The sequence below is a fragment of the Arthrobacter psychrolactophilus genome, assembly GCF_003219795.1.
Classification (GTDB): Bacteria; Actinomycetota; Actinomycetes; order Actinomycetales; family Micrococcaceae; genus Specibacter; species Specibacter psychrolactophilus.
In genome coordinates this window covers 196051-214044 of record NZ_QJVC01000001.1, presented here as the reverse complement: position 1 = coordinate 214044, position 17994 = coordinate 196051, and the positions used below count along the sequence as shown (strand labels likewise).

The window sequence follows — 17994 nt, the reverse complement described above, 5'->3', positions numbered from 1 at the left end:
TATGACAGGTGCGCTGTACTTGGGCGGGGTGCAACTTCCCTTCGTCTCCACCTTGCGCGTCTATCTGCCGCGTGAGGCGTACTCCCTTGCCGAATTTGCCCACCTCGAGCGCCTCATCGCGCCGGAGCAAAACGCCGTCTCGATCGATATTGGGGAACTGGGTGACTCCCTGGTCCGGGTCAGCAAGACGATAAACAATCCACTTCCGACGTCGGATGAGGACCGGGTGCGGACCCTCACCTTAGGCGAGGGTGAGGCCACGCTGTATTCCCCCAATCAGCTGGTGGCGCGGTCCATCGCCAGCGTGGCCGAGTTGATGTCTGGGGGCATGGAGCAGCTGGCCACGCTGGTGCTCTCACAAGCCGAGTGGTCGCAGAGCCTCGAGCATGCCTCGGAGAGCCAGCACTTTGAGATGCCGTTGCAAAGCCGCTCCTCCACCTGGGGCGTCCCGTTCAGTTGGTTCATTCTGGTGTATGCGAACGACCGCATGGAAGTTGTTGAGGCGAACGGTCAGATCCTCACGGTTCGCATCCAAATCCCGCTCGCCGCTGCCCGGTCCAGGGCCGAACGCACCTTAAAGATGCTGGCCGCGATGGCTCCTGATCTTGACCTTCTCGCGGATCTGACGGACTTGCTCGGCTGGCTCGAGGAGTTCGGCGAGGTGGGCATGTTGGAGCTTGATTACGGCCCCGTGGCGAACCGGGTTCATCCCGATGACTCCCCCGCGGATGTGCATATGGGTCTGGAATGCCTCGCGGAGGGCGACTTCACGGGTGCGGCTGCTGCTTACCGTCGGCTCGCAAATCGCTGGATGCCCATCAGACAGCTGGCCCGGGCCAACTAGCCCTGCGGCGGCGCCGTTGATTCACGCTGAACGAGGTTGAACGGCATGAGCTCTTCTTGAATCGCCCCAATTTCTCCGTCAAGTTCGGCAAGGAGCATGCGTGCGGCCCGCCGCCCGTGTTCCACAGGTTTTTGCGCGATAGTGGACAGCCCGGCGGGTGCCGAGAAATCATGGTCATCGATGCCGACGACCGATAAATCTTCAGGAACGCGAATGCCGCGTCGCCGAGCCTCAAACATCAGCCCGAGGGCCATTTCATCGGAACCACAGAAGACGGCCGTGGGCCGCTCACCCGGCAGATCAAATAGGCGGACCGCGGCAGCCAGGCCCTCGGTGACGGTGAAGTCTCCGGCGATAATCCACTCAGCTTTAAGCTCCAGGCCGGCACGGAGCACGGTGGCCTCGAAAGCCTCCGAGCGCAGTGCCGGCACCACGAAGTTCCGCTCATCATTGATGCCACCGCGCAGATGCCCGATCCTACGATGGCCGAGGTCAATGAGATGCTGGGTCGCTGCGGTCGCTGCGGCCACATCATCCACATGCACACCCTGGCAACCTTTAACCGGACCGCCAACCGAAATCATGGGGATCTGGATTCGCTGCAGCTCCGCCAATTCCATGGGCGTCAGCCCCAGACACAACACCACGAGCGCGTCGATCTGCTTACGAACCATTTGTTCGGTGAACACGCGCTGTTGGCCGTGCAGGTAGCCGCCAAGACTGAATAACAGCAGGTTGTAGCCCCGCTCACGCAGCTCTTGGTCGATGCCTTCCAGCGCGTGCGCAAAGTACCACCGGTCGATGAAGGGAACCAGCACGCCAACGGTTTTAGTCCGCCCCGTGGCCAATCGTGTCGCCGATGGAGAGGGCACATAACCCAACTCGTGAGCCACGTCCAGGACTTTTTGCCGGGTAACGGCGTTGACCTTGGGAAGGCCCCTCAGGGCACGCGAAACAGTTGCCGTAGAGACTCCTGCTCGCGCGGCAACGTCGTCAATACTGACCCTCATGCCCTGCGTCCTTTCGTTCGTCCCGGCCTTCCGTTAGTGGGGCCGCCTACCGCGTCTGGCCGGCAGTTTCCGGCGAAGCCGAATCATGCCCCAAAGCCCCAAACAGACCAGCAACAATCCTATCGCCCACATCAGGGCCGGCTGTCCGGTGAGCTCAAGCCACACCGTCACGGCAAAAAGGATGACAGCCCAAAAACCAAGAAAGCCAATGATGATGTCGAAGTCCTCACCACTCTTTTGTTTACTTGTGGGGATGTGCAGGGCGTTATTCTCTGGCTGCCCACTGTCGGTACTCCTCATCGCTTATTTCACCGCCCCAGCGGTCAACCCGGCCACGATCTTGCGCTGGAAGATCAACACGAGGATCACCAACGGAATCGTGACAACCGTTCCGGCCGCCATGACGGCCGTATACGGTTCCTGGTGAGGTTCGGACCCGGCAAAGCGGGCGATGGCCACGGTGACCGTTTGGGTAGCGTCGTTGGAGAGGATGCTCGCAATCAAGTATTCGTTCCACGAAGCGATGAACGCCAGAATCGCCGTTGTAAAGACGGCAGGAGCCGCGAGGGGCATGATGATCTTGCGGAATGCCTGCCCTTGCGTGCACCCATCAATGCGGGCAGCTTCCTCCAGTTCCCATGGCATTTCCCGGAAGAAGGACGTCAGAGTGTAGACGGTCAGGGGGAGCACGAAGGAAATGTTCGGAATGATCAAGGCCTGGTAACTGCCAATCCAGCCAATATTGCCAAAGAGCTGGAACAGCGGAGTGACAATCGCAACGCCGGGGAACATGGAGGCGCCCAAGACCACGCCCAGCACCATAAATTTGCCACGGAATTTCAGCCTGGCCAGCGCATATGCCGCGAAAACCCCGAACAGCAGAGCCACCACGGTCGTCACACCCGAGATAAACAGAGAGTTCATCAGGGCCTTATCTAGATGATTGCCCATTTCAGCGGAAAAAGCCGTCTTGAAATTGTCCCAAGTGACGTGCGTAAAGAAAGGTGTGGAATCAAAGGTGTAGCCAACGTCCCTGAAAGCCGTGACGATCATCCAGTAAAACGGCAGCAGGCACCACACCACGATGACGGCAGCACTGATATAGGTGCGGGTATTAGCCCAGGATTCTCGACGCCGGGCCACCGATTTGGCGGCGGCGGTGTGGGCCTGCACGTTTGCTGTTGAGGTACTCATTTGTTTTTCCTCTTTTCCCCACCACTGGCGGATTCAACAGCGTTGGCTCCGAGGAACCTGACAAAGATAAATGCCACGATGAAGATAATCAGGAAGGTGATGGTGGACAGAGCCGCTGCGGAGTTGAAGCCAACACGAATCTGGTTGACCACCAGGATGGACAATGTGGTGGTGCCATTGGCGCCGCCCGTCATGATGGCAGGCAGGTCGTACATGCGCAGGGCATCCAGGACTCGGAACAAGATCGCCACCATGAGCGCCGGCTTGACCAGCGGCAGGGTGATGAGGCGGAAGCGTTGCCAAGCGGATGCGCCGTCGACCTTGGCTGCCTCGTAGACCTCGGCGGGGATCATTTGCAGCCCGGCCAGGATGAGCAATGCCATGAACGGGGTGGTCTTCCAAACGTCGGCGATGATGATGGCGGCCTGGGCAGGTCCCTGACTGCCGGTCCACAGGATCTCGGTGTTAAACAGCGTGTTGGCGATGCCGTCAAAGGCAAAGATGAAGAACCACAGCTTGGCGGTCACTGCCGTGGGGATGGCCCACGGCACCAGCACGGCCGCTCGCAGCACACTGCGGCCGCGGAAGGTACGGGCCATGATCACTGCCATCCAAAAACCCAGGATGGTTTCAAAGAAGACAGTGACGACGGTAAAGAAGAAGGTAACGCCCGTGGCGCTCCAGAATTGGGCGCCCAAGGTCCCGGGCGGACAGCTTGCGGCTCCCGTAGGTGTTTCACACTGCTGGAACAGCCAGTGAATGTAGTTGGCGAATCCGGCAAAACCACCAGCCACAAAGCTACCCGTTACAGGGTCAAGGCCCTCGTCCTGTTGGAAGGACATGTAAATTGCATTCAGCACCGGGTACAGAATAACGATGGCGAGCACAAGCAAAGACGGGGCAACCAGCAACGCCGCCGCACGACCCTGCGTCTTTTCCTTGCGATCCTGGCCAACTTCCTTATTCTCACTACCCTTACGGGCTATCTTTCTACCGGGGTCTGCCCCGGATTCAAGCTGTATAGACATGCGGCTTTCCTTTCACCACGACTCTGTGTTGCACCACGAAAACCGTGATGCGAAGAACAGGCACTGCGGCGCTCCCGGCGAAGTTAGCCATCTCCGGGAACGCCACAGGATCCACTTTTGCGGCTACTTTGCTCCGGCAGCGGAGATGGCCGCCTGCATGTCAGTCATGGCCTGATCCACACTCTTGCTCCCATTGATGGCAGCGAAGCTGTTCTGTTGGATGGCCAAGGTAACTGCAGGGTAGAACGGAGTCACGGGTCGCGGCACGGCGTTCTGGATGGAGGTCAGCAGCACCGGCAGGTACGGCAGCTTTTCAACCAGCGCCGCATCGCTGTAGAGACTTTCCAAGACCGGTGCCAAGGACCCCTGAGTTGCATAGAACTTTTGCGTTTCTTCACTGATCATGAAGCTCACAAAGTCCTTGGCCGTGGCCTTGTTCTTCGAATCAACGCTGATTGCCAGACTGTGACCGCCCAAAGAGGATGAACCTGGACCGTCCTTGCCTGGCAAGGGTGCAATGCCAAAGGTGTCCTTGACCTTGGAGGCCCCGTCCGTTTTGGCCAGGTTGTAGACGTACGGCCAGTTACGCAGGAACATCAATTTGCCGTCCTGGAAGGACGCCCTGCCCTGCTCTTCCTGATACGTCACTGCCTGCTTGGGGATATTGCCGTCCTTGTATGCCTGGACCAGGTTATTCAGCCCGGCCCTGGCCTCGGGCGCATCGACGGTGGCCTTACCGTCCTTATCAACGATGGTGCCGCCGGCGGTGTTGATGGCCTCGGCTACGTTGACCGTCAGCCCCTCATACTGAGCAAGCTGGCCGGCATAGCAGTCGATACCCTTCTCCTTAGCGATGGAGCACATGCCCATCATCTCTTCCCAGGTTTTGGGCGGAGTCGGCACCAGGTCCTTGCGGTAGTACAGGATGCCTCCGTCGGAGGTTTGCGGTGCGGCGTACAAGGTGTCCTTATACGTTGCCGCTGCCACGGTTGCCGGCAAGAACCCGGTGGTGTCGACGGCCATGGTGTCCTTCAGCGGCTGCAACCAGCCCTTGGCAGCGAATTCAGCCGTCCACACGACATCCACGCTGGCAACGTCATAGTCGCCGTTCTTGGCCTGGAAGCGCTGGACCAGATCGTCATGCTGCTGGTCAGCCTTGTCTGACTGCTCCTTGAACGTGACCTGCTCATCGGGGTGGGCCGCGTTCCACTTATCCACGAGGGGCCGGATTACTTCCGAGTTGTCCTTGCCCTGGACGTAGGTAATGGGGCCACGGGAGTCGAGGTTCTGCGACGCCGCACCTCCACCGTCGCCTCCTCCACCGTTTCCGCCACCACAGGCGGACAGTGCCAGTGCCAGCACTGCGAAGGCCGCCATTGGCCTATATACCTTTGAAATCTTGATTCCCATGGTCATTCTCCTCAATGAAAATTTTCAGCCGCGGAGCACAGTTCAAGGCTCCGCATTGGGTGGTATAGCTCACAATAATCACTTTCAATGCTAGAGTGCAAGCGCTTACACATTTTCGTTACCAGTTTGTTTCAGGAGGAACAACATGACATTTTTTCAGTCAATGCCAACCAAGCCTTGGTGGGCCAGCGCCGTGATCTACCAGATTTACCCACGTTCCTTTGCTGACAGAAACGGTGACGGCATGGGTGACCTCTCAGGTGTTTGCGAGAATTTGGAGTACCTGGCCGAGCTCGGCGTCAATGCCATCTGGCTGTCCCCTTTTTATCTGTCCCCGCAGGCAGATGCCGGATACGACGTGGCAGATTACCGCCGAGTTGATCCCTTGTTCGGGGATCTGAACGACTTCGACACCATGCTGAGCAAGGCCCATGGTCTTGGTCTGCGAGTCATCGTGGATCTCGTCCCCAACCACACCTCCGATGAACATGCGTGGTTTCAAGAGGCGCTGGCACATCCGGCTGGATCCTCCGCTCGCGATCGCTACATGTTCCGGGACGGACGAGGCAATGGGGGCGAAGAGCCGCCCAACAATTGGCGTTCCATCTTTGGCGGCAGGGCCTGGACTCGCATCACCGAAAATGGGGTCCCCGGCCAGTGGTATCTGCACCTTTTCGATACCAAGCAACCAGATCTGAACTGGGACAACCCTGAAGTCCGTACCGAAATGGAGTCCGTGCTGCGATTCTGGCTAGACCGCGGCGTGGACGGCTTCCGCGTGGATGTGGCACACGGGATGGTCAAGGCCGCCGGACTTCCGGACTGGGAGGGACACACGGCCATGGTCTCCGGCGATGAGACGGAAAACCCAGCGCCACAAGACCCAGTGCACCAACAAAAGCCGGCTCTGGATCCACCGTCACCGTTTTTTGACCAAGATGGTGTCCACGAGATCTACCGATCCTGGAATCGAGTCCTCAAGGAGTACCAGGGCGACCGTATGCTGGTCGCGGAGGCTTGGGTGGAACAGCCTGAGCGATTGGCACAGTATGTGCGAGCCGATGAGATGCAGCAGGCCTTCAACTTTGATTTCCTGCTCGCTGGCTGGGATGCCGAACGTATGGCAACCGCCATCGAGAAGTCATTAGCCGCGAATGCCACGGTCGGCGCACCAACAACCTGGGTGTTGTCCAACCACGACACAGTGCGTCACCCTTCCCGCTTTGGCTTGGCCGATCCGACTACTTTCCCCAAGGGAATCAGCGCCGAGGATGAACAGCCTGATGAGGCTCTCGGGCTGGCGCGCGCCCGCGCGGCCGCCCTGCTTATGCTCGCCCTGCCAGGCTCGGCATATATGTATCAAGGCGAGGAGCTGGGCCTCCCCGAGCACACCACCCTTGACGCAGCATTCCGTCAGGACCCGGCTTTCTTCCGCACCAACGGTATCGAGCGCGGCCGCGATGGCTGCCGCGTCCCTCTGCCTTGGAGGGCTTCCGAGCGAGGCTACGGATTCAGTTCATGTGACACACAGGACGGGAACACCGTAGCGCCTTGGCTGCCGCAACCCCCGTCCTTTGCCAACTACGCCGTCGACGTCGAGATGGGCGTGGCCGGGTCCACGTTGGAGTTGTACAGATCGGCCCTTCACGTACGTGCCGCACATACGCTTGGCGAGGGAACTCATTCGTGGGCGCCACAGCATGACCCGAGATCCGGCGTCGTGGCCTTCAACAATGGTCCGCTCACCGTCATCGCCAATACCGGCAGCGCTCCGCTGGAGCTACCTCCGGGTGCCGAGATTGTGCTGGCCAGCGCAGCGGAGTCGGCGTCCAACGGAGAACTGGCGCCGAACTCTGCCGTCTGGTTCACCAACTGAAAATAGGTGCCGGGTTCCCAAGGAACCCGGCACCTACCTTATGTGCACCAAATACTGCGTGTTACTTCTAGTGCTTGAAAATTCCTGCGATCTTAGCGCCCAAACCCTTGGCCTTTTCGGCTGCTTCGCCAGCAAATTCCTTCAGGTTTTCGCCGGCATCTTCTGCGAATTCCTTTACATTTCCAACCGCGTCTTCGGCAAATTCTTTGATGTTCTCGCCAGCATCGCCGGCAAAGTCCTTAGCCTTCTCAGCGGCGTCCCCGGCGAAATCCTTTGCCTTTTCGGCAGCATCCGCAGCGAAATCCTTGGCCTTGTCCACGGCTTCGGCTCCGGTGTTCTCAGCGTTGTTCTCAGTCATGTTGCCCTCCATAGTGATTCGTTGCGGGCCCCTAAGTGCGCGGCACCTAAGGGAGGTGATGAATCGAGACTAGCGGACTCGTTCGGCTTTGGTGAAGCGTGACCTGGCTCCCGAGCCAATACTGAGCAAAACAGGAACCTCCAGACCCAACAATTCATCCAAGGCCGCAACCAGCTCGCTGATCTCTGCGGCAATTTTATGCGGCGCAACGCCCGGGCGCGGCAAAACCCGCACCTTCAGCGCCGTCTGCCGCCGGAAGTCATAACTCGTCACGGAAACACCCACGACGTCGCTGCGTTCCAGAAGTGCGCTTTTCAGCGCCTGCTCGGCCACAGCGCAACTGAGCCTGATAGCTCCGGAGGCTCCGTCGTCGTCCGCGTTGCCCTCATAAGAGTGCAAGGTACTGGCCCGGCCCTTACCCTGGTTGGCAATCCAAGTAATCATGACGATGACCACGATCAAGAAGAACGCGGCGCCGGCAAACCAGATCCAGCTCTCGGAAGTCAGCAGGAGCCGTGTGCGGTCCGCGTAATCGACGAGCCAGTCGAGCTGCGCGCCGGCCCAAGCCTGCCACCAACGGGCCGCAGGCGGGGTCGTGGCAAGAACGACGGCGCCGACACCGGTCACGACCATGACCAGGCCCAAGAGCGTCAAGAGAAGGCGATTAAGTCCTCGCGGGGTCCCATTCATACGCCAATCACCCCACTCTCGGCCAGCTTGATCTGAACAGTCGGGGTGGGTTCCAGCGCCATGGCCGCAAGCTCATCCTCGACAGCGGACTTGATGTGCTCCTCGGAGAGGCGCCGGCCCGAGGTGGGACGAATATTGACCTGCACGGTGCGTGCCGAAACAGTCACCATGACCTGTTCCCGCGTCACACCGGCCGCCATCCGGGCACGCTTGGCCAGGGCCGAGGCCACCACCTCGTCGTCCACGACAATAGCTACGCGCGGATGCACGATGATGTGGCGCGCGCGCCTGCCCGGAAGCAGCCCATTGCACAGAAAAATCAGTCCCAGCAGCGCCAGTAGCACTCCCGCAGCACCCAGGAGCGGGGTGGGAGTGGCGCCGGGTAGACCCGCGGCGCGCTGCGCAGCGTCTAGGGGATGCAGGAGCCACGGATCCTGACCGGTCGCCCCCAGTGTCATTTCCAGAAGGCAGTACAAGGCACCAGCGGCAACAAGGATCGCCGCCACGATGGCTGCGCCGGAACGCGCCGAATGGGTTTCTCGCCGCAAAACCTGCCGCAGATAATCGCTGCGCTTGTTCTCAGGCTTCATGGCGCCGCTCATAGGACTCTCCCATCGGCACGAACACTTAGATGTGAGATGCGGATGTCCACCCGGCTCAGCGCAGACCCGCTCAAATGTTCCACTTGTTCCAGAATCTGCGCCTTGGCCGCGGTGGCCCGGGCCAAGATACTGCCGCCGCTTTGGGCGATCCGGCCGGGGCTGCGCCGAATCTCACTCAAGGAGGGCGCACCCATAGGTGCGGAGATCGACAGAGCCAGGGATCCGGCGTCGTCATTCCAGACAACGCGCACCTGGGACGGCGTCACGGCCAAAACCTCGGCGGCCGCAACCTTCGCGACCGAGGTCAGCGCCTGCGTACTAATGCGGTTGTGCCCGGCAAACTCTGTGGGCGCTGTGAGGTGTTCACTCACGACGATGAGCGCCGTCCAGTTAGGGCGTCGAGGACGCCGCGCCAGTCAAGCTTCCCTCCAGCGGCCCGCCCCACGAAGACACCTACGCCGATGAAGACGGCGGACACGACAAAGCCCCAGAAGCCAAAGGCAAAGGCCATGAACGCCAAAAAAGCACCAAATGCGGCACACACTACGCTGAGATTCACGGTTATTCTCCGGTTTCTAGGGGGTTGTTGCTGTCGGCGGCTACCGGCGTCTTGACGGCCGTACCCAAGCGTTCGGTGAGCCGGGGTCGCGAAGCCGGCTTCTCGGCGTCGTGCGTGGGAATGAAGACATCGGTGATTTCGATGTTCACTTCAATCACATGGCGGCCCACGAGTTCCTCGACGGCCGAGTACACGGCGCGTCGAACGGTGTCGGCGAGATTTTGCAAGGGATACCCGTACTCGGCCAACAAGATGATGTCGACGGCGACCTGGGTTTCGCCTACTTCCACGCGGACGCCCTGCGTCAGATCCGCAGCGCCGACCACCTCGCGAATGGCGCCAAGCGAACGTGATGCGCCTGAGCCTAGCGCGTGAACACCGGCCACACTGCGAACGGCAACACCGACGACCTTGGCCACGGCAGTATCGGAAATGACGGTGCGTCCCTGAGTGTCGGCGGGGCTGGCATCGGCCACTGTGGCTGAAGGCTGATCGTACGAGTCCATGACGGGCCCTTTCTGTTTCTCTTACGGTAAGCCTATGCACCGCAAAGATAAGGGGCAACGCCGGTTGCTTTTTATCTATTAGAGAATTGTTTGACCAAATGTGGTCTCAAACGCAGAAAGTAATTACTTCATTGTTAAACAAGAAAGCCCCCTTATTCCTAAGGGGACTTGCTGGTGGCTCCGACCGGCGTCGATCCGGTGACCTTTCGATTTTCAGTCGAACGCTCTACCAACTGAGCTACAGAGCCTTGGTGATCTGAAAAAATCGTCACCAGATCATCTTGTCAATATCCAAGACAACCAAAGCGACCCTGACGGGACTCGAACCCGCGACCTCCGCCGTGACAGGGCGGCGCGCTAACCAACTGCGCTACAGGGCCATACTATTTACTACTTTTATTTCTCTCACACGTTTGTGTGATTTTCACGAGTAATAGCTTACCAGACTTTTTTCATCCGATTTACCACTCACTCGTAAGTACCCCCAACGGGATTCGAACCCGTGCCGCCGCCGTGAAAGGGCGGTGTCCTAGGCCGCTAGACGATGGGGGCCTAAGTCTTCTTCATCCCTCCGCGCTGTTTCCAGTGCTTCAGTCCGAAGCGGACTCCAAAAACTATAGGGCCTATTTGCTCAGAATACAAAACGAGAGTCGCCTCCACGAGCAAACTTTCGACCAGTTGGCTCAAAAACCCCGGAAATTCAACGTTCTTACCGATTTAAATTAGTCTGAAGTCATGCAGCAAAATCCGCTATCCGGCATCCCATCCTTCGCCCCCTTCACCATGAACGAGGAAGAATTCGATGCCGCAGTGCAAATTGCCATCGCTCAAATCCCTGAGAAGGCCCAGTCCGCCATGAGCAATGTGACCTTCTTCACGGCCGATGATTACGTTCCCGCCTCCGGGGAGGATCCCGACACCGTGCTCCTGGGTCTTTATGAGGGAACTCCCTTGACGGAACGTGATTCGTGGTGGGAATCGGGCTCGCTTCCGGACCGGATCACGATCTTCCGTGAGCCCATTCTGGAGATCTGTTCCAGCCGCGAGGAAGTCATCAGAGAAATCACTATCACGGTGATGCACGAGCTTGCCCATCACTTCGGCATCGCTGAGGAACGGCTCCACGAACTCGGCTGGGGCTAAATCTAGGGCCTCGGCGACGCTCTGTAGTGTTGCCAAAGGCACCTGACGGGCCGTAGGGTCAGAAATAGCTGTGTAAATGTCTATAGCCCCACCAAATCGCTCCCGCGTCATGCATGAGGCAGCATTTACCGTCCATCTGCAGTAAGGCAACGGGATGACTTTGCGTTTTTTGGTTCGCGGCACGTCAGCACTGGCATGTGCCGCGGTGGTTTCTTCCGCTTTCTTGTCCCCCGCGCACGCGGCCGAGACCTTTTCCCCCAGCCTCGGCGCCCTCAGCTCAGCGGTCTTAAGTTCGACGGCGGCACAACAGTTTTCCTTGCGCCCCCTCAGCCCCGCTATTCCCAGCGCCGATGAGATCGCCAAGGCTAAGGAGTCCGAGGCCTCCGCTGCCACAGCCTCTGCCTCGTTGGATGCCATGATCGCCTCAGCCAATGAGCGGCTGCAATCCTCAACGCTCACGGCCATGAGCGCCAACAGCGCCTATACGAATGCTCTGGTGGTTCTGGAGCAGCGTCAGGGTGCTGCCGAGACGGCCAAGGCCAAGGCGGAAGCCGCCAATAGCGCACATAAGGTCGCCAAGGCCCAGCTGGGTCAGCTGGCCGGTAGCCTCTACAAAAATGGTGGCCTCGACCTGAGTGTGCAGGGAATCCTTGGCAGCTCCGACGCCGACGACGCTATCTACCAGGCCTCAACCCTGATGGCCTTGAGCGCCAACCGCGCCCATACCTTTACGACCGCCGAGGAAACGGCCGCCACCTCGTCCGCCCTTCAGGCTCAAGCCGAAGAGGCCAGCAAGGCTGCCGACGAGGCGATTGCGGCAGCAGAAAGCTCCCATAACCAGGCGCAAGCCGCGGCGGATGCTCAGGCGGCCATCGTTGCCGATAACGAGGCTCAGCGCGGCATCCTGCTGGAGCGTCTCGCAACCTTGCACAACACCACGGTTGCTCTAGAAGGTGCCCGAGTGGATGCGCTAGCGAAGAAGGCGGCGGAAGAGGCCCTTGCGAAGCAGATCGCGGCCTCGGCGAACTCTCCGGAGCCCGCACAGCCAGCCGCCCCGGCACAACCAGGCGCCGAGCCCGTCAAGGTCCCTGCTGTCGCCGCACCGAAACCCGTGCCGGTTCCCAAACCCGTCACGCCCGCTCCAGCTCCAGCTCCTGCACCGGCACCGGCACCTAAGCCCGTCAGGCCAGCTCCTGCGCCGGCACCTGCGCCTGCCCCGGCCCCAGCGCCTGCCCCGGCACCTGCTCCTGCTCCAGCGCCTGCCCCGGCACCAGCCCCCGCGCCTGCACCAGCACCGTCGGGCTCTTACACACAGGTCATGGTCAACTACGCCATGTCCAAGATTGGCGGTCCGTACCAGTGGGGTGGAAATGGTCCCACAGCCTTTGACTGTTCAGGTCTTGTCCAGCAGGCCTTTGCCGCGGCCGGCATCTCTGTGCCGCGTCAAGGTACCGACCAGTTCTGGGCTGCGCCGACACGCGTTCCACTGTCCCAGATGCGCTACGGGGATTTGCTGGTCTTCAACGACAACGGATCCGGCCAATTTGGTCATATTGCCATCTACATCGGCAACAACCAGGTGGTGCAGGCCTTGAACCCGGGCCAACCCATTGCGGTCACGTCTTTGTCGTGGATGTCAGGCATGAGCCTTTACCCGTACGCCGCTCGATACTAAGAGAATCTGCCACTGAGGGAGTCTGCCGCGTGGCAGACTCCCCTATTTTTGTCGACCCCCGGCAAAGAACGACAGCGCGCCCTTCCCCTCCTCTTCCCTCCGTTGACCCGTCAAATGACGCCCCTAAACCACGCTCTTAAGGGCATTACATGGCGACTCAACGCGGAGTTAATTGCGTACTCTCGTGTCCGACGGCGGGGCTGCCGCCATCGTTCGCAGTTTGTTCTAGTTCCGGCCCCTGTCGTTCGTTGAGTCGCCACGTCGCGCCCTTATCCGCGCGTCTTACGGGCGTTATGTGCCGACTCAACGCGGAGTTGCGAGTGTCCGGCGCTGAAAACTCACCTTTTGGGCCCAGATCATCTCAATGCCATCGCTCTAACCCCGAAACAGCACCCACACCGCCTTCGACGCACCTACGCGCACCTTATTGAGGCACACAAAAGCTGAGGGTGGGCGCCGTGTGGCGCCCACCCTCAGCTTTTTAACTCTCAGGCCTGCAGCAGCGGGCCAAACGCCGAGCGATCACCCTGGCGAGGATCTTCCCGATCCCGCACAACCATGATGGGCCCCTTGGCATGGTGGCGTACGCCGTCTGTGGTGGAACCCAGCATCATGCCGGCGAAGCCGCCGCGGCCACGTGTTCCCATGACGACCAATTCAGCGGTTTCGGTGGCCTTCACGAGCGCATCGACCGCCGATCCTTCCAGAAGCTGAACCTCGATGGGCAGCTTCGGGAAATGACTGCGGAGCCACTTCTCGCCGGCATCCAGCTGGGTCTGAATCTCGGCAAAGAGTGCCTCGCGGTCTACAGGCGCCGGCATCCAGGCCAGAGTTCCGGTGTAGGGCTGCACGGCACACACGATGCGCAGGCTACTTCCGGAGCGTTCGGCTTGTTCTGCCGCGACGAGCACGGCATAACGGGCCTGATCGGAGCCGTCGACGCCAACCACAACAACTTTTTCAACCTTGGCCGCTTGCTCGCTGCCTTCGGCGAGCCGGGCTGCGCAGCTGCGCGGAATCGTCACGGTGGGGCACTTGGCGTGTGCAGGCAGTGCCGTGCTGACGCTTCCCAGCAGGCGACCCATGAATCCGCCGCGGCCACGTGAGCCAAAGACAAGAAGTTCTGCAGTTTCGCTCAATTCCAGCAAAACACCCGCGGCATCGCCATTTTCCACCCGCGCATCCATCGGGACACTGATGTTTGGAACCTTGGCGGCTGCTTCGCGGAGGACAGCCTCGGCACCTTGCCGGATGACGTCGTCGTCCACGGTGGCGTAACCGCCGTCGAGCCCGGACGCGGCGAAGATGGGGACCGTGTAAGCGGTGACTAAATGTAGCGGGACCTTGCGGGATTCGGCTTCCCGAGCCGCCCAGATCAAGGCACAGTCACTCTGCTCGGAACCATCGATTCCCACCACGATTCCGGTGGGGCTGGGTACCTGCTCGGGCGTGGTGCCCTGCGTGGATTCCTCTGAGCTGCTCATGCTGCGCCTCCTTATACTTTCTCCGCTGAAAGGTGCATAAACGCCAAAGCGCCTCCCCTTCGCGGCCTGTACTTGTGACTATTGCCGGTTCAGCTGAACACGTCAAGCCACCCCTTGAATTCATGACAGGCGCGGCGTAATGCAGGAGCCAAAAAGTTGCATGGCACGCTTCTCCCTGTGACAGATCTTTTATGACAGAGTTAGGTGCACGATCAGCCACGGAGAGGTTTCTTGTGATGCAGCAGAACACACCGTCGAGCGACTATGCCGATTCCGCGGGACTCGTGCCGTTGCCGCAGGCCGCACTTGATGCCGGCCGCCAGGGCGCTCCCGTGCCACCTAGCAGCTGGGCACAGATAGATGCCGCGTGCGCCGCGCTTCCCGCACCGCTGGCCACCTTGAATGTGCAGGATCTCGCCTTCAATGCCGGCTCATTGTTGCGCCGCGCTGCAGGAAAACCCATCCGAGTGGCCAGTAAATCCATCCGCAGCAAGGAAGTTCTGCGAGCAGTGTTAGCTCAGCCGGGTTTCGCGGGCATTCTTGGCTTCACCCTTCCGGAAGCATTGTGGCTGGCTGCCGATCCTTCCGATGCTTTCACCGACATTGTCGTGGCCTACCCCAGCGCCGATGCCACCGCGTTGCGTGCCCTCGCGGCGGATCCTGTGGCCTGCTCCCGCATCACCTTGATGGTGGACTCCACGGAACATCTCGCGTGGCTTGCCGCCGCCCTCGAGCAGGTGGCACCCGCGGCAGCTATCCGGCTCTGCCTGGATCTCGACATGTCGTGGCGTCCCACTGTGGGCGGCAAGACCCTCGGTCATGTCGGTGTGCATCGTTCACCACTGCGCAACGGCGCCGACGCCCTCGCCCTGGCGTTGTCGATCGACAGCTACAAGCACGGCGCCACTCAGCTCTTCACGCTCGTTGGGGTCATGGCGTACGAGGCCCAGATTGCCGGTCTCCAAGACACTCCACATACGGCGTTTAAGGTCGCAAATCGTGCCAAGGGCGCAGTCCTGAAACAGCTGCAGCGCACCTCGATGGCCGAACTCGTGGATCGCCGTGGCAAGGTCATGGCGGCACTGCACAACATCGTTGATCTGGAATTCGTCAATGGCGGGGGCACGGGCAGCCTGGAATTGACCACGGCCGATCCCTCCGTGACGGAGCTGGCCGCCGGATCCGGTCTCTTTGGCCCCACCCTTTTTGACGGCTATTCACGCTTCACCGCAGCTCACGCCGTCGGATTTGCCACACACGTTGTCAGGCGTCCGGCCGCTGACATGATCACGACACTGGGCGGCGGCTGGAGTGCATCCGGCCCGCATGGCGCCGACCGCTCCCCCCTTCCCGTCTATCCGGAGGGCCTGAGCCTAGTGCCGACCGAGGGTGTGGGCGAGGTGCAAACACCCCTGCGTGGCGCCACCGCTGCACAGCTGAAAATCGGAGATAAGGTCTGGTTCAGACACGCCAAATCTGGTGAGGTGTGTGAGCATGTTGCTGCCTTGGAGATGATCGACGGCGAGACATGGCTGGGCAAGACACCCACCTATCGCGGGGAAGGCAAGGCTTTTATATGAGTCAGTGGCGCAATTGGGCCGGGGATCAACGGTGCACTCCCAGTCGGATCGAACGGCCCGCCACGGTGGCCGAGGTGGCGATACAGGTGGAGCACGCCGCGGCCGCTGGCAGTACCGTCAAAGCGGTCGGGGCCGGCCATAGTTTTACCGACATTGCCCTGACAGGTGGCGTGCAGCTGCGACTCGACGGATTGAGCGGGCTGATGTCACTCGATCGTGAAGCCAAGCAGGCGACCATCGCAGGCGGCACACGGCTCTTTGAGGTGCCGGCGCTCTTGGCCCCTTATGGTTTGGCCATGGAAAATCTCGGGGACATTGACCACCAATCCATCTCCGGTGCCATCTCCACGGGAACCCACGGAACGGGCCTGAAATTCGGTGGTCTAGCCACGCAGGTGCGGGCCCTGACGCTTGTTACCGGCACGGGCGAGGTGGTGCGGTGTTCCTCCACGGAAAACCCGGAGATTTTTGCCGTGGCCCGCGTTGGCCTAGGTGCCTTGGGCATCATTACCTCGGTGACCCTGCAGTGTGTGGATTCCTTCATGGTGCACGCCGTGGAACGTGCCGAGCCGCTCCCCGCGGTTCTGGAGAGCCTCGACGACCGCAACGCCACCCTTGACCACTTTGAGTTTTATTGGTTCCCACACAGCCAGATGGCGCTCACCAAAAGCAACACCCGGCATACTCTCGGAGGACTTCCGGCAGGGGTCTCGCCGCTCTCTGCCCGTGCACACCTTGTCGACGACGTGCTGGTGAGCAATACCTTGTTCTCTGCCCTCTGCAAGGTCACCTCGAAGATTCCCTCGGCCATTCCCCCTATCAACCAGCTGGCCTCGTCCCTGACAGGAAACCGGGAGTTTGGCGACCTCTCGCACAAGGTTTTTGCGACGACACGAACCGTGCGTTTCCGGGAGATGGAGTACGCGGTCCCTCTCGCCAGCATCCCGAAGATTCTGGCCGAGTTGGACGCCATGATCGAGAGTCGCGGTTTGCGGGTTTCCTTCCCCGTGGAGGTTCGTAGCGCCGCCGCCGATGACATTGCATTATCCACAGCTAGCGGCCAGGAACGCGGCTATATCGCCATCCATCAACACATCAATACGGCGCCCTTCGAGTATTTCCGGGCGGCCGAGGAAATCTTCCGCGCGTACTCCGGGAGACCACATTGGGGCAAGTGGCACTTTCTCCAATCGAAGGACTTTGAGGGCCTCTATCCAGACTTGGAAAAGTTCTGTAAGGTTCGAGATGTTCTCGATCCCAAACGGGTTTTTAGCAACGCATATTTGGGCCGGGTATTGCCGTAGTTTTCCGCTGTTTTGCCCCTACGTCGCACGCGCTGTTGCGCGCGAGACGTCCACCGTTCTCCTACCGTTCAAGGAGGCATTTGCCCATGACCGCTGCGCCCGTACTTGCCAGGCACCGCACTGCTGCACCCGCTTCCGCCCGGGCAGTCCAAGGAACGCCCAGCGAGGCCACGACCACGGTGGTCATTGGTTCCGGCTTCTCGGCATTGGCCGTTGCTGCCGAACTCAACCGGCAGGGCATCAAGGCCATCATGGTGGACAGCTTCTGCCCCGTAAAACAAAGCACTCCGGCACCCACCACGGGCAGCATCAGCCTAGATAACCTGACCGAGCGCAGCGAAATTGTACGCCTGCTCGAGCATTACGCCCGCCGGCATGAACTCGATATCCGTCCGGAAACTCAGGCCCTGGAGCTCACGCGGACGAACCAGTCACCGTCGTCAACACACCCTTGGCGTATACATACGGCGAGCGGCATACTTACCGCCCATAGCGTCGTCTTCACACGAGGGGCACTGAGCCAGCTACGCCAGGTCCTCCACAGTGTTGGGGTCACCACCACGGCAGACATGCGAACGGGCATGCATGCGTTGGGACTGTATCTGGTGGGCGTTGGCGACCTTACGATTCCCACAACCACGGAAATCCTGCACCAGGCCAAGCGTGCCGGTCAGTCCATCGCGAGCCGGGTGCTCTCTCGAGAGTTCAGCCCCGCTCTCACTATGGCGTAA

General features: G+C 60.3%; 18 protein-coding genes and 3 tRNA genes. 7 read left to right on the top strand and 14 right to left on the bottom strand.

All coding sequences use genetic code 11. The features are described 5' to 3' along the window. Position 1 precedes the first annotated feature (1 nt). Positions 2-844: a DUF8083 family protein gene (locus CVS30_RS00980; protein WP_110483457.1), complete on the top strand. Its 843-nt coding sequence runs from the start codon at positions 2-4 to the stop codon at positions 842-844. Here CVS30_RS00980 and CVS30_RS00975 read toward each other — a convergent pair. The 4 genes from CVS30_RS00975 to CVS30_RS00955 all read right to left on the bottom strand — a co-directional run bounded on the left by CVS30_RS00975 (position 841) and on the right by CVS30_RS00955 (position 5486). Continuing rightward, positions 841-1854 carry a LacI family DNA-binding transcriptional regulator gene (locus tag CVS30_RS00975; protein ID WP_110483456.1) on the bottom strand — a complete coding sequence of 338 codons (1014 nt, stop codon included), beginning with the start codon at positions 1852-1854 and terminating at the stop codon, positions 841-843. The two genes, CVS30_RS00980 and CVS30_RS00975, sit on opposite strands and share 4 nt — an antisense overlap. Positions 1855-2157: 303 nt before the next feature. Next, positions 2158-3048 (bottom strand): carbohydrate ABC transporter permease, encoded by an 891-nt coding sequence (locus CVS30_RS00965; RefSeq protein WP_110483454.1) that lies wholly within the window; start codon positions 3046-3048, stop codon positions 2158-2160. Beyond that, a complete protein-coding gene (locus CVS30_RS00960) occupies positions 3045-4076 on the bottom strand; it encodes a carbohydrate ABC transporter permease (protein ID WP_110483453.1) in 1032 nt (343 codons plus the stop codon). The genes CVS30_RS00965 and CVS30_RS00960 overlap by 4 nt, the downstream gene beginning before the upstream one ends. Positions 4077-4199: 123 nt before the next feature. Continuing rightward, positions 4200-5486, bottom strand: coding sequence for an ABC transporter substrate-binding protein (locus tag CVS30_RS00955; RefSeq protein ID WP_110483716.1), 1287 nt, complete (start codon positions 5484-5486; stop codon positions 4200-4202). A gap of 145 nt (positions 5487-5631) precedes the next feature. On the opposite strand from CVS30_RS00955, the gene CVS30_RS00950 reads away from it, so the two are divergent. After that, positions 5632-7362 carry a glycoside hydrolase family 13 protein gene (locus CVS30_RS00950; protein WP_245934370.1) on the top strand — a complete coding sequence of 577 codons (1731 nt, stop codon included), beginning with the start codon at positions 5632-5634 and terminating at the stop codon, positions 7360-7362. Positions 7363-7429: 67 nt separating this feature from the next. Here CVS30_RS00950 and CVS30_RS00945 read toward each other — a convergent pair whose 3' ends face one another. The 9 genes from CVS30_RS00945 to CVS30_RS00905 form a co-directional block, all read right to left on the bottom strand. Beyond that, the gene (locus CVS30_RS00945; RefSeq protein WP_110483452.1) at positions 7430-7720 is read right to left on the bottom strand and encodes a hypothetical protein; all 291 of its coding nucleotides are present in this window, start codon (positions 7718-7720) and stop codon (positions 7430-7432) included. A 69-nt stretch (positions 7721-7789) separates the two neighbouring features. Next, a complete protein-coding gene (locus CVS30_RS00940; protein ID WP_110483451.1) occupies positions 7790-8410 on the bottom strand; it encodes an Asp23/Gls24 family envelope stress response protein in 621 nt (206 codons plus the stop codon). Further along, complete coding sequence (locus CVS30_RS00935; RefSeq protein WP_110483450.1) at positions 8407-9012, bottom strand: DUF6286 domain-containing protein; 606 nt, start codon at positions 9010-9012, stop codon at positions 8407-8409. The genes CVS30_RS00940 and CVS30_RS00935 overlap by 4 nt, the downstream gene beginning before the upstream one ends. Next, positions 9009-9383: a xanthine dehydrogenase family protein molybdopterin-binding subunit gene (locus CVS30_RS00930; protein ID WP_245934369.1), complete on the bottom strand. Its 375-nt coding sequence runs from the start codon at positions 9381-9383 to the stop codon at positions 9009-9011. The genes CVS30_RS00935 and CVS30_RS00930 overlap by 4 nt, the downstream gene beginning before the upstream one ends. Continuing rightward, positions 9380-9571 (bottom strand): hypothetical protein, encoded by a 192-nt coding sequence (locus CVS30_RS00925; RefSeq protein ID WP_110483448.1) that lies wholly within the window; start codon positions 9569-9571, stop codon positions 9380-9382. The genes CVS30_RS00930 and CVS30_RS00925 overlap by 4 nt, the downstream gene beginning before the upstream one ends. Before the next feature lie 2 nt (positions 9572-9573). Further along, positions 9574-10077, bottom strand: coding sequence for an Asp23/Gls24 family envelope stress response protein (locus CVS30_RS00920; RefSeq protein WP_110483447.1), 504 nt, complete (start codon positions 10075-10077; stop codon positions 9574-9576). A 172-nt stretch (positions 10078-10249) separates the two neighbouring features. After that, positions 10250-10325 (bottom strand) — tRNA-Phe (locus CVS30_RS00915). A gap of 58 nt (positions 10326-10383) precedes the next feature. Next, positions 10384-10457 (bottom strand) — tRNA-Asp (locus tag CVS30_RS00910). Positions 10458-10556: 99 nt separating this feature from the next. Beyond that, positions 10557-10629, bottom strand: a tRNA-Glu gene (locus tag CVS30_RS00905). 183 nt (positions 10630-10812) lie between these two features. On the opposite strand from CVS30_RS00905, the gene CVS30_RS00900 reads away from it, so the two are divergent. Together CVS30_RS00900 and CVS30_RS00895 are read left to right on the top strand one after the other, a co-directional pair. Next, positions 10813-11220 (top strand): metallopeptidase family protein, encoded by a 408-nt coding sequence (locus tag CVS30_RS00900; RefSeq protein WP_245934368.1) that lies wholly within the window; start codon positions 10813-10815, stop codon positions 11218-11220. Positions 11221-11374: 154 nt separating this feature from the next. Continuing rightward, on the top strand, positions 11375-12895 hold the full coding sequence (locus CVS30_RS00895; RefSeq protein ID WP_110483446.1) for a C40 family peptidase: 1521 nt from the start codon (positions 11375-11377) through the stop codon (positions 12893-12895). 488 nt (positions 12896-13383) lie between these two features. Here the strand turns inward: CVS30_RS00895 and CVS30_RS00890 are convergent, their stop codons facing one another. Further along, entirely contained in the window at positions 13384-14379 is a 996-nt protein-coding gene (locus CVS30_RS00890) for a universal stress protein (RefSeq protein ID WP_110483445.1), read from the bottom strand. A 236-nt stretch (positions 14380-14615) separates the two neighbouring features. On the opposite strand from CVS30_RS00890, the gene CVS30_RS00885 reads away from it, so the two are divergent. The 3 genes from CVS30_RS00885 to CVS30_RS00875 all read left to right on the top strand — a co-directional run bounded on the left by CVS30_RS00885 (position 14616) and on the right by CVS30_RS00875 (position 17994). After that, on the top strand, positions 14616-15959 hold the full coding sequence (locus CVS30_RS00885; protein WP_110483444.1) for a type III PLP-dependent enzyme domain-containing protein: 1344 nt from the start codon (positions 14616-14618) through the stop codon (positions 15957-15959). Further along, positions 15956-17263 carry a D-arabinono-1,4-lactone oxidase gene (locus tag CVS30_RS00880; protein ID WP_110483443.1) on the top strand — a complete coding sequence of 436 codons (1308 nt, stop codon included), beginning with the start codon at positions 15956-15958 and terminating at the stop codon, positions 17261-17263. Before CVS30_RS00885 ends, CVS30_RS00880 begins: the two co-directional genes overlap by 4 nt. An 86-nt stretch (positions 17264-17349) precedes the next feature. Beyond that, the gene (locus CVS30_RS00875; protein WP_110483442.1) at positions 17350-17994 is read left to right on the top strand and encodes an NAD(P)/FAD-dependent oxidoreductase; all 645 of its coding nucleotides are present in this window, start codon (positions 17350-17352) and stop codon (positions 17992-17994) included.

Excerpts from the sequence above, each read along its gene's own strand:
- CVS30_RS00965 (WP_110483454.1), bottom strand. The coding sequence starts at position 3,048 with ATGAGTACCTCAACAGCAAACGTGCAGGCCCACACCGCCGCCGCCAAA.
- CVS30_RS00875 (WP_110483442.1), top strand. The coding sequence starts at position 17,350 with ATGACCGCTGCGCCCGTACTTGCCAGGCACCGCACTGCTGCACCCGCT.
- CVS30_RS00920 (WP_110483447.1), bottom strand. The coding sequence starts at position 10,077 with ATGGACTCGTACGATCAGCCTTCAGCCACAGTGGCCGATGCCAGCCCC.
- CVS30_RS00935 (WP_110483450.1), bottom strand. The coding sequence starts at position 9,012 with ATGAGCGGCGCCATGAAGCCTGAGAACAAGCGCAGCGATTATCTGCGG.
- CVS30_RS00945 (WP_110483452.1), bottom strand. The coding sequence starts at position 7,720 with ATGACTGAGAACAACGCTGAGAACACCGGAGCCGAAGCCGTGGACAAG.
- CVS30_RS00980 (WP_110483457.1), top strand. The coding sequence starts at position 2 with ATGACAGGTGCGCTGTACTTGGGCGGGGTGCAACTTCCCTTCGTCTCC.
- CVS30_RS00955 (WP_110483716.1), bottom strand. The coding sequence starts at position 5,486 with ATGGGAATCAAGATTTCAAAGGTATATAGGCCAATGGCGGCCTTCGCA.
- CVS30_RS00960 (WP_110483453.1), bottom strand. The coding sequence starts at position 4,076 with ATGTCTATACAGCTTGAATCCGGGGCAGACCCCGGTAGAAAGATAGCC.
- CVS30_RS00900 (WP_245934368.1), top strand. The coding sequence starts at position 10,813 with ATGCAGCAAAATCCGCTATCCGGCATCCCATCCTTCGCCCCCTTCACC.
- CVS30_RS00895 (WP_110483446.1), top strand. The coding sequence starts at position 11,375 with ATGACTTTGCGTTTTTTGGTTCGCGGCACGTCAGCACTGGCATGTGCC.
- CVS30_RS00975 (WP_110483456.1), bottom strand. The coding sequence starts at position 1,854 with ATGAGGGTCAGTATTGACGACGTTGCCGCGCGAGCAGGAGTCTCTACG.
- CVS30_RS00885 (WP_110483444.1), top strand. The coding sequence starts at position 14,616 with ATGCAGCAGAACACACCGTCGAGCGACTATGCCGATTCCGCGGGACTC.
- CVS30_RS00890 (WP_110483445.1), bottom strand. The coding sequence starts at position 14,379 with ATGAGCAGCTCAGAGGAATCCACGCAGGGCACCACGCCCGAGCAGGTA.
- CVS30_RS00940 (WP_110483451.1), bottom strand. The coding sequence starts at position 8,410 with ATGAATGGGACCCCGCGAGGACTTAATCGCCTTCTCTTGACGCTCTTG.
- CVS30_RS00950 (WP_245934370.1), top strand. The coding sequence starts at position 5,632 with ATGACATTTTTTCAGTCAATGCCAACCAAGCCTTGGTGGGCCAGCGCC.
- CVS30_RS00880 (WP_110483443.1), top strand. The coding sequence starts at position 15,956 with ATGAGTCAGTGGCGCAATTGGGCCGGGGATCAACGGTGCACTCCCAGT.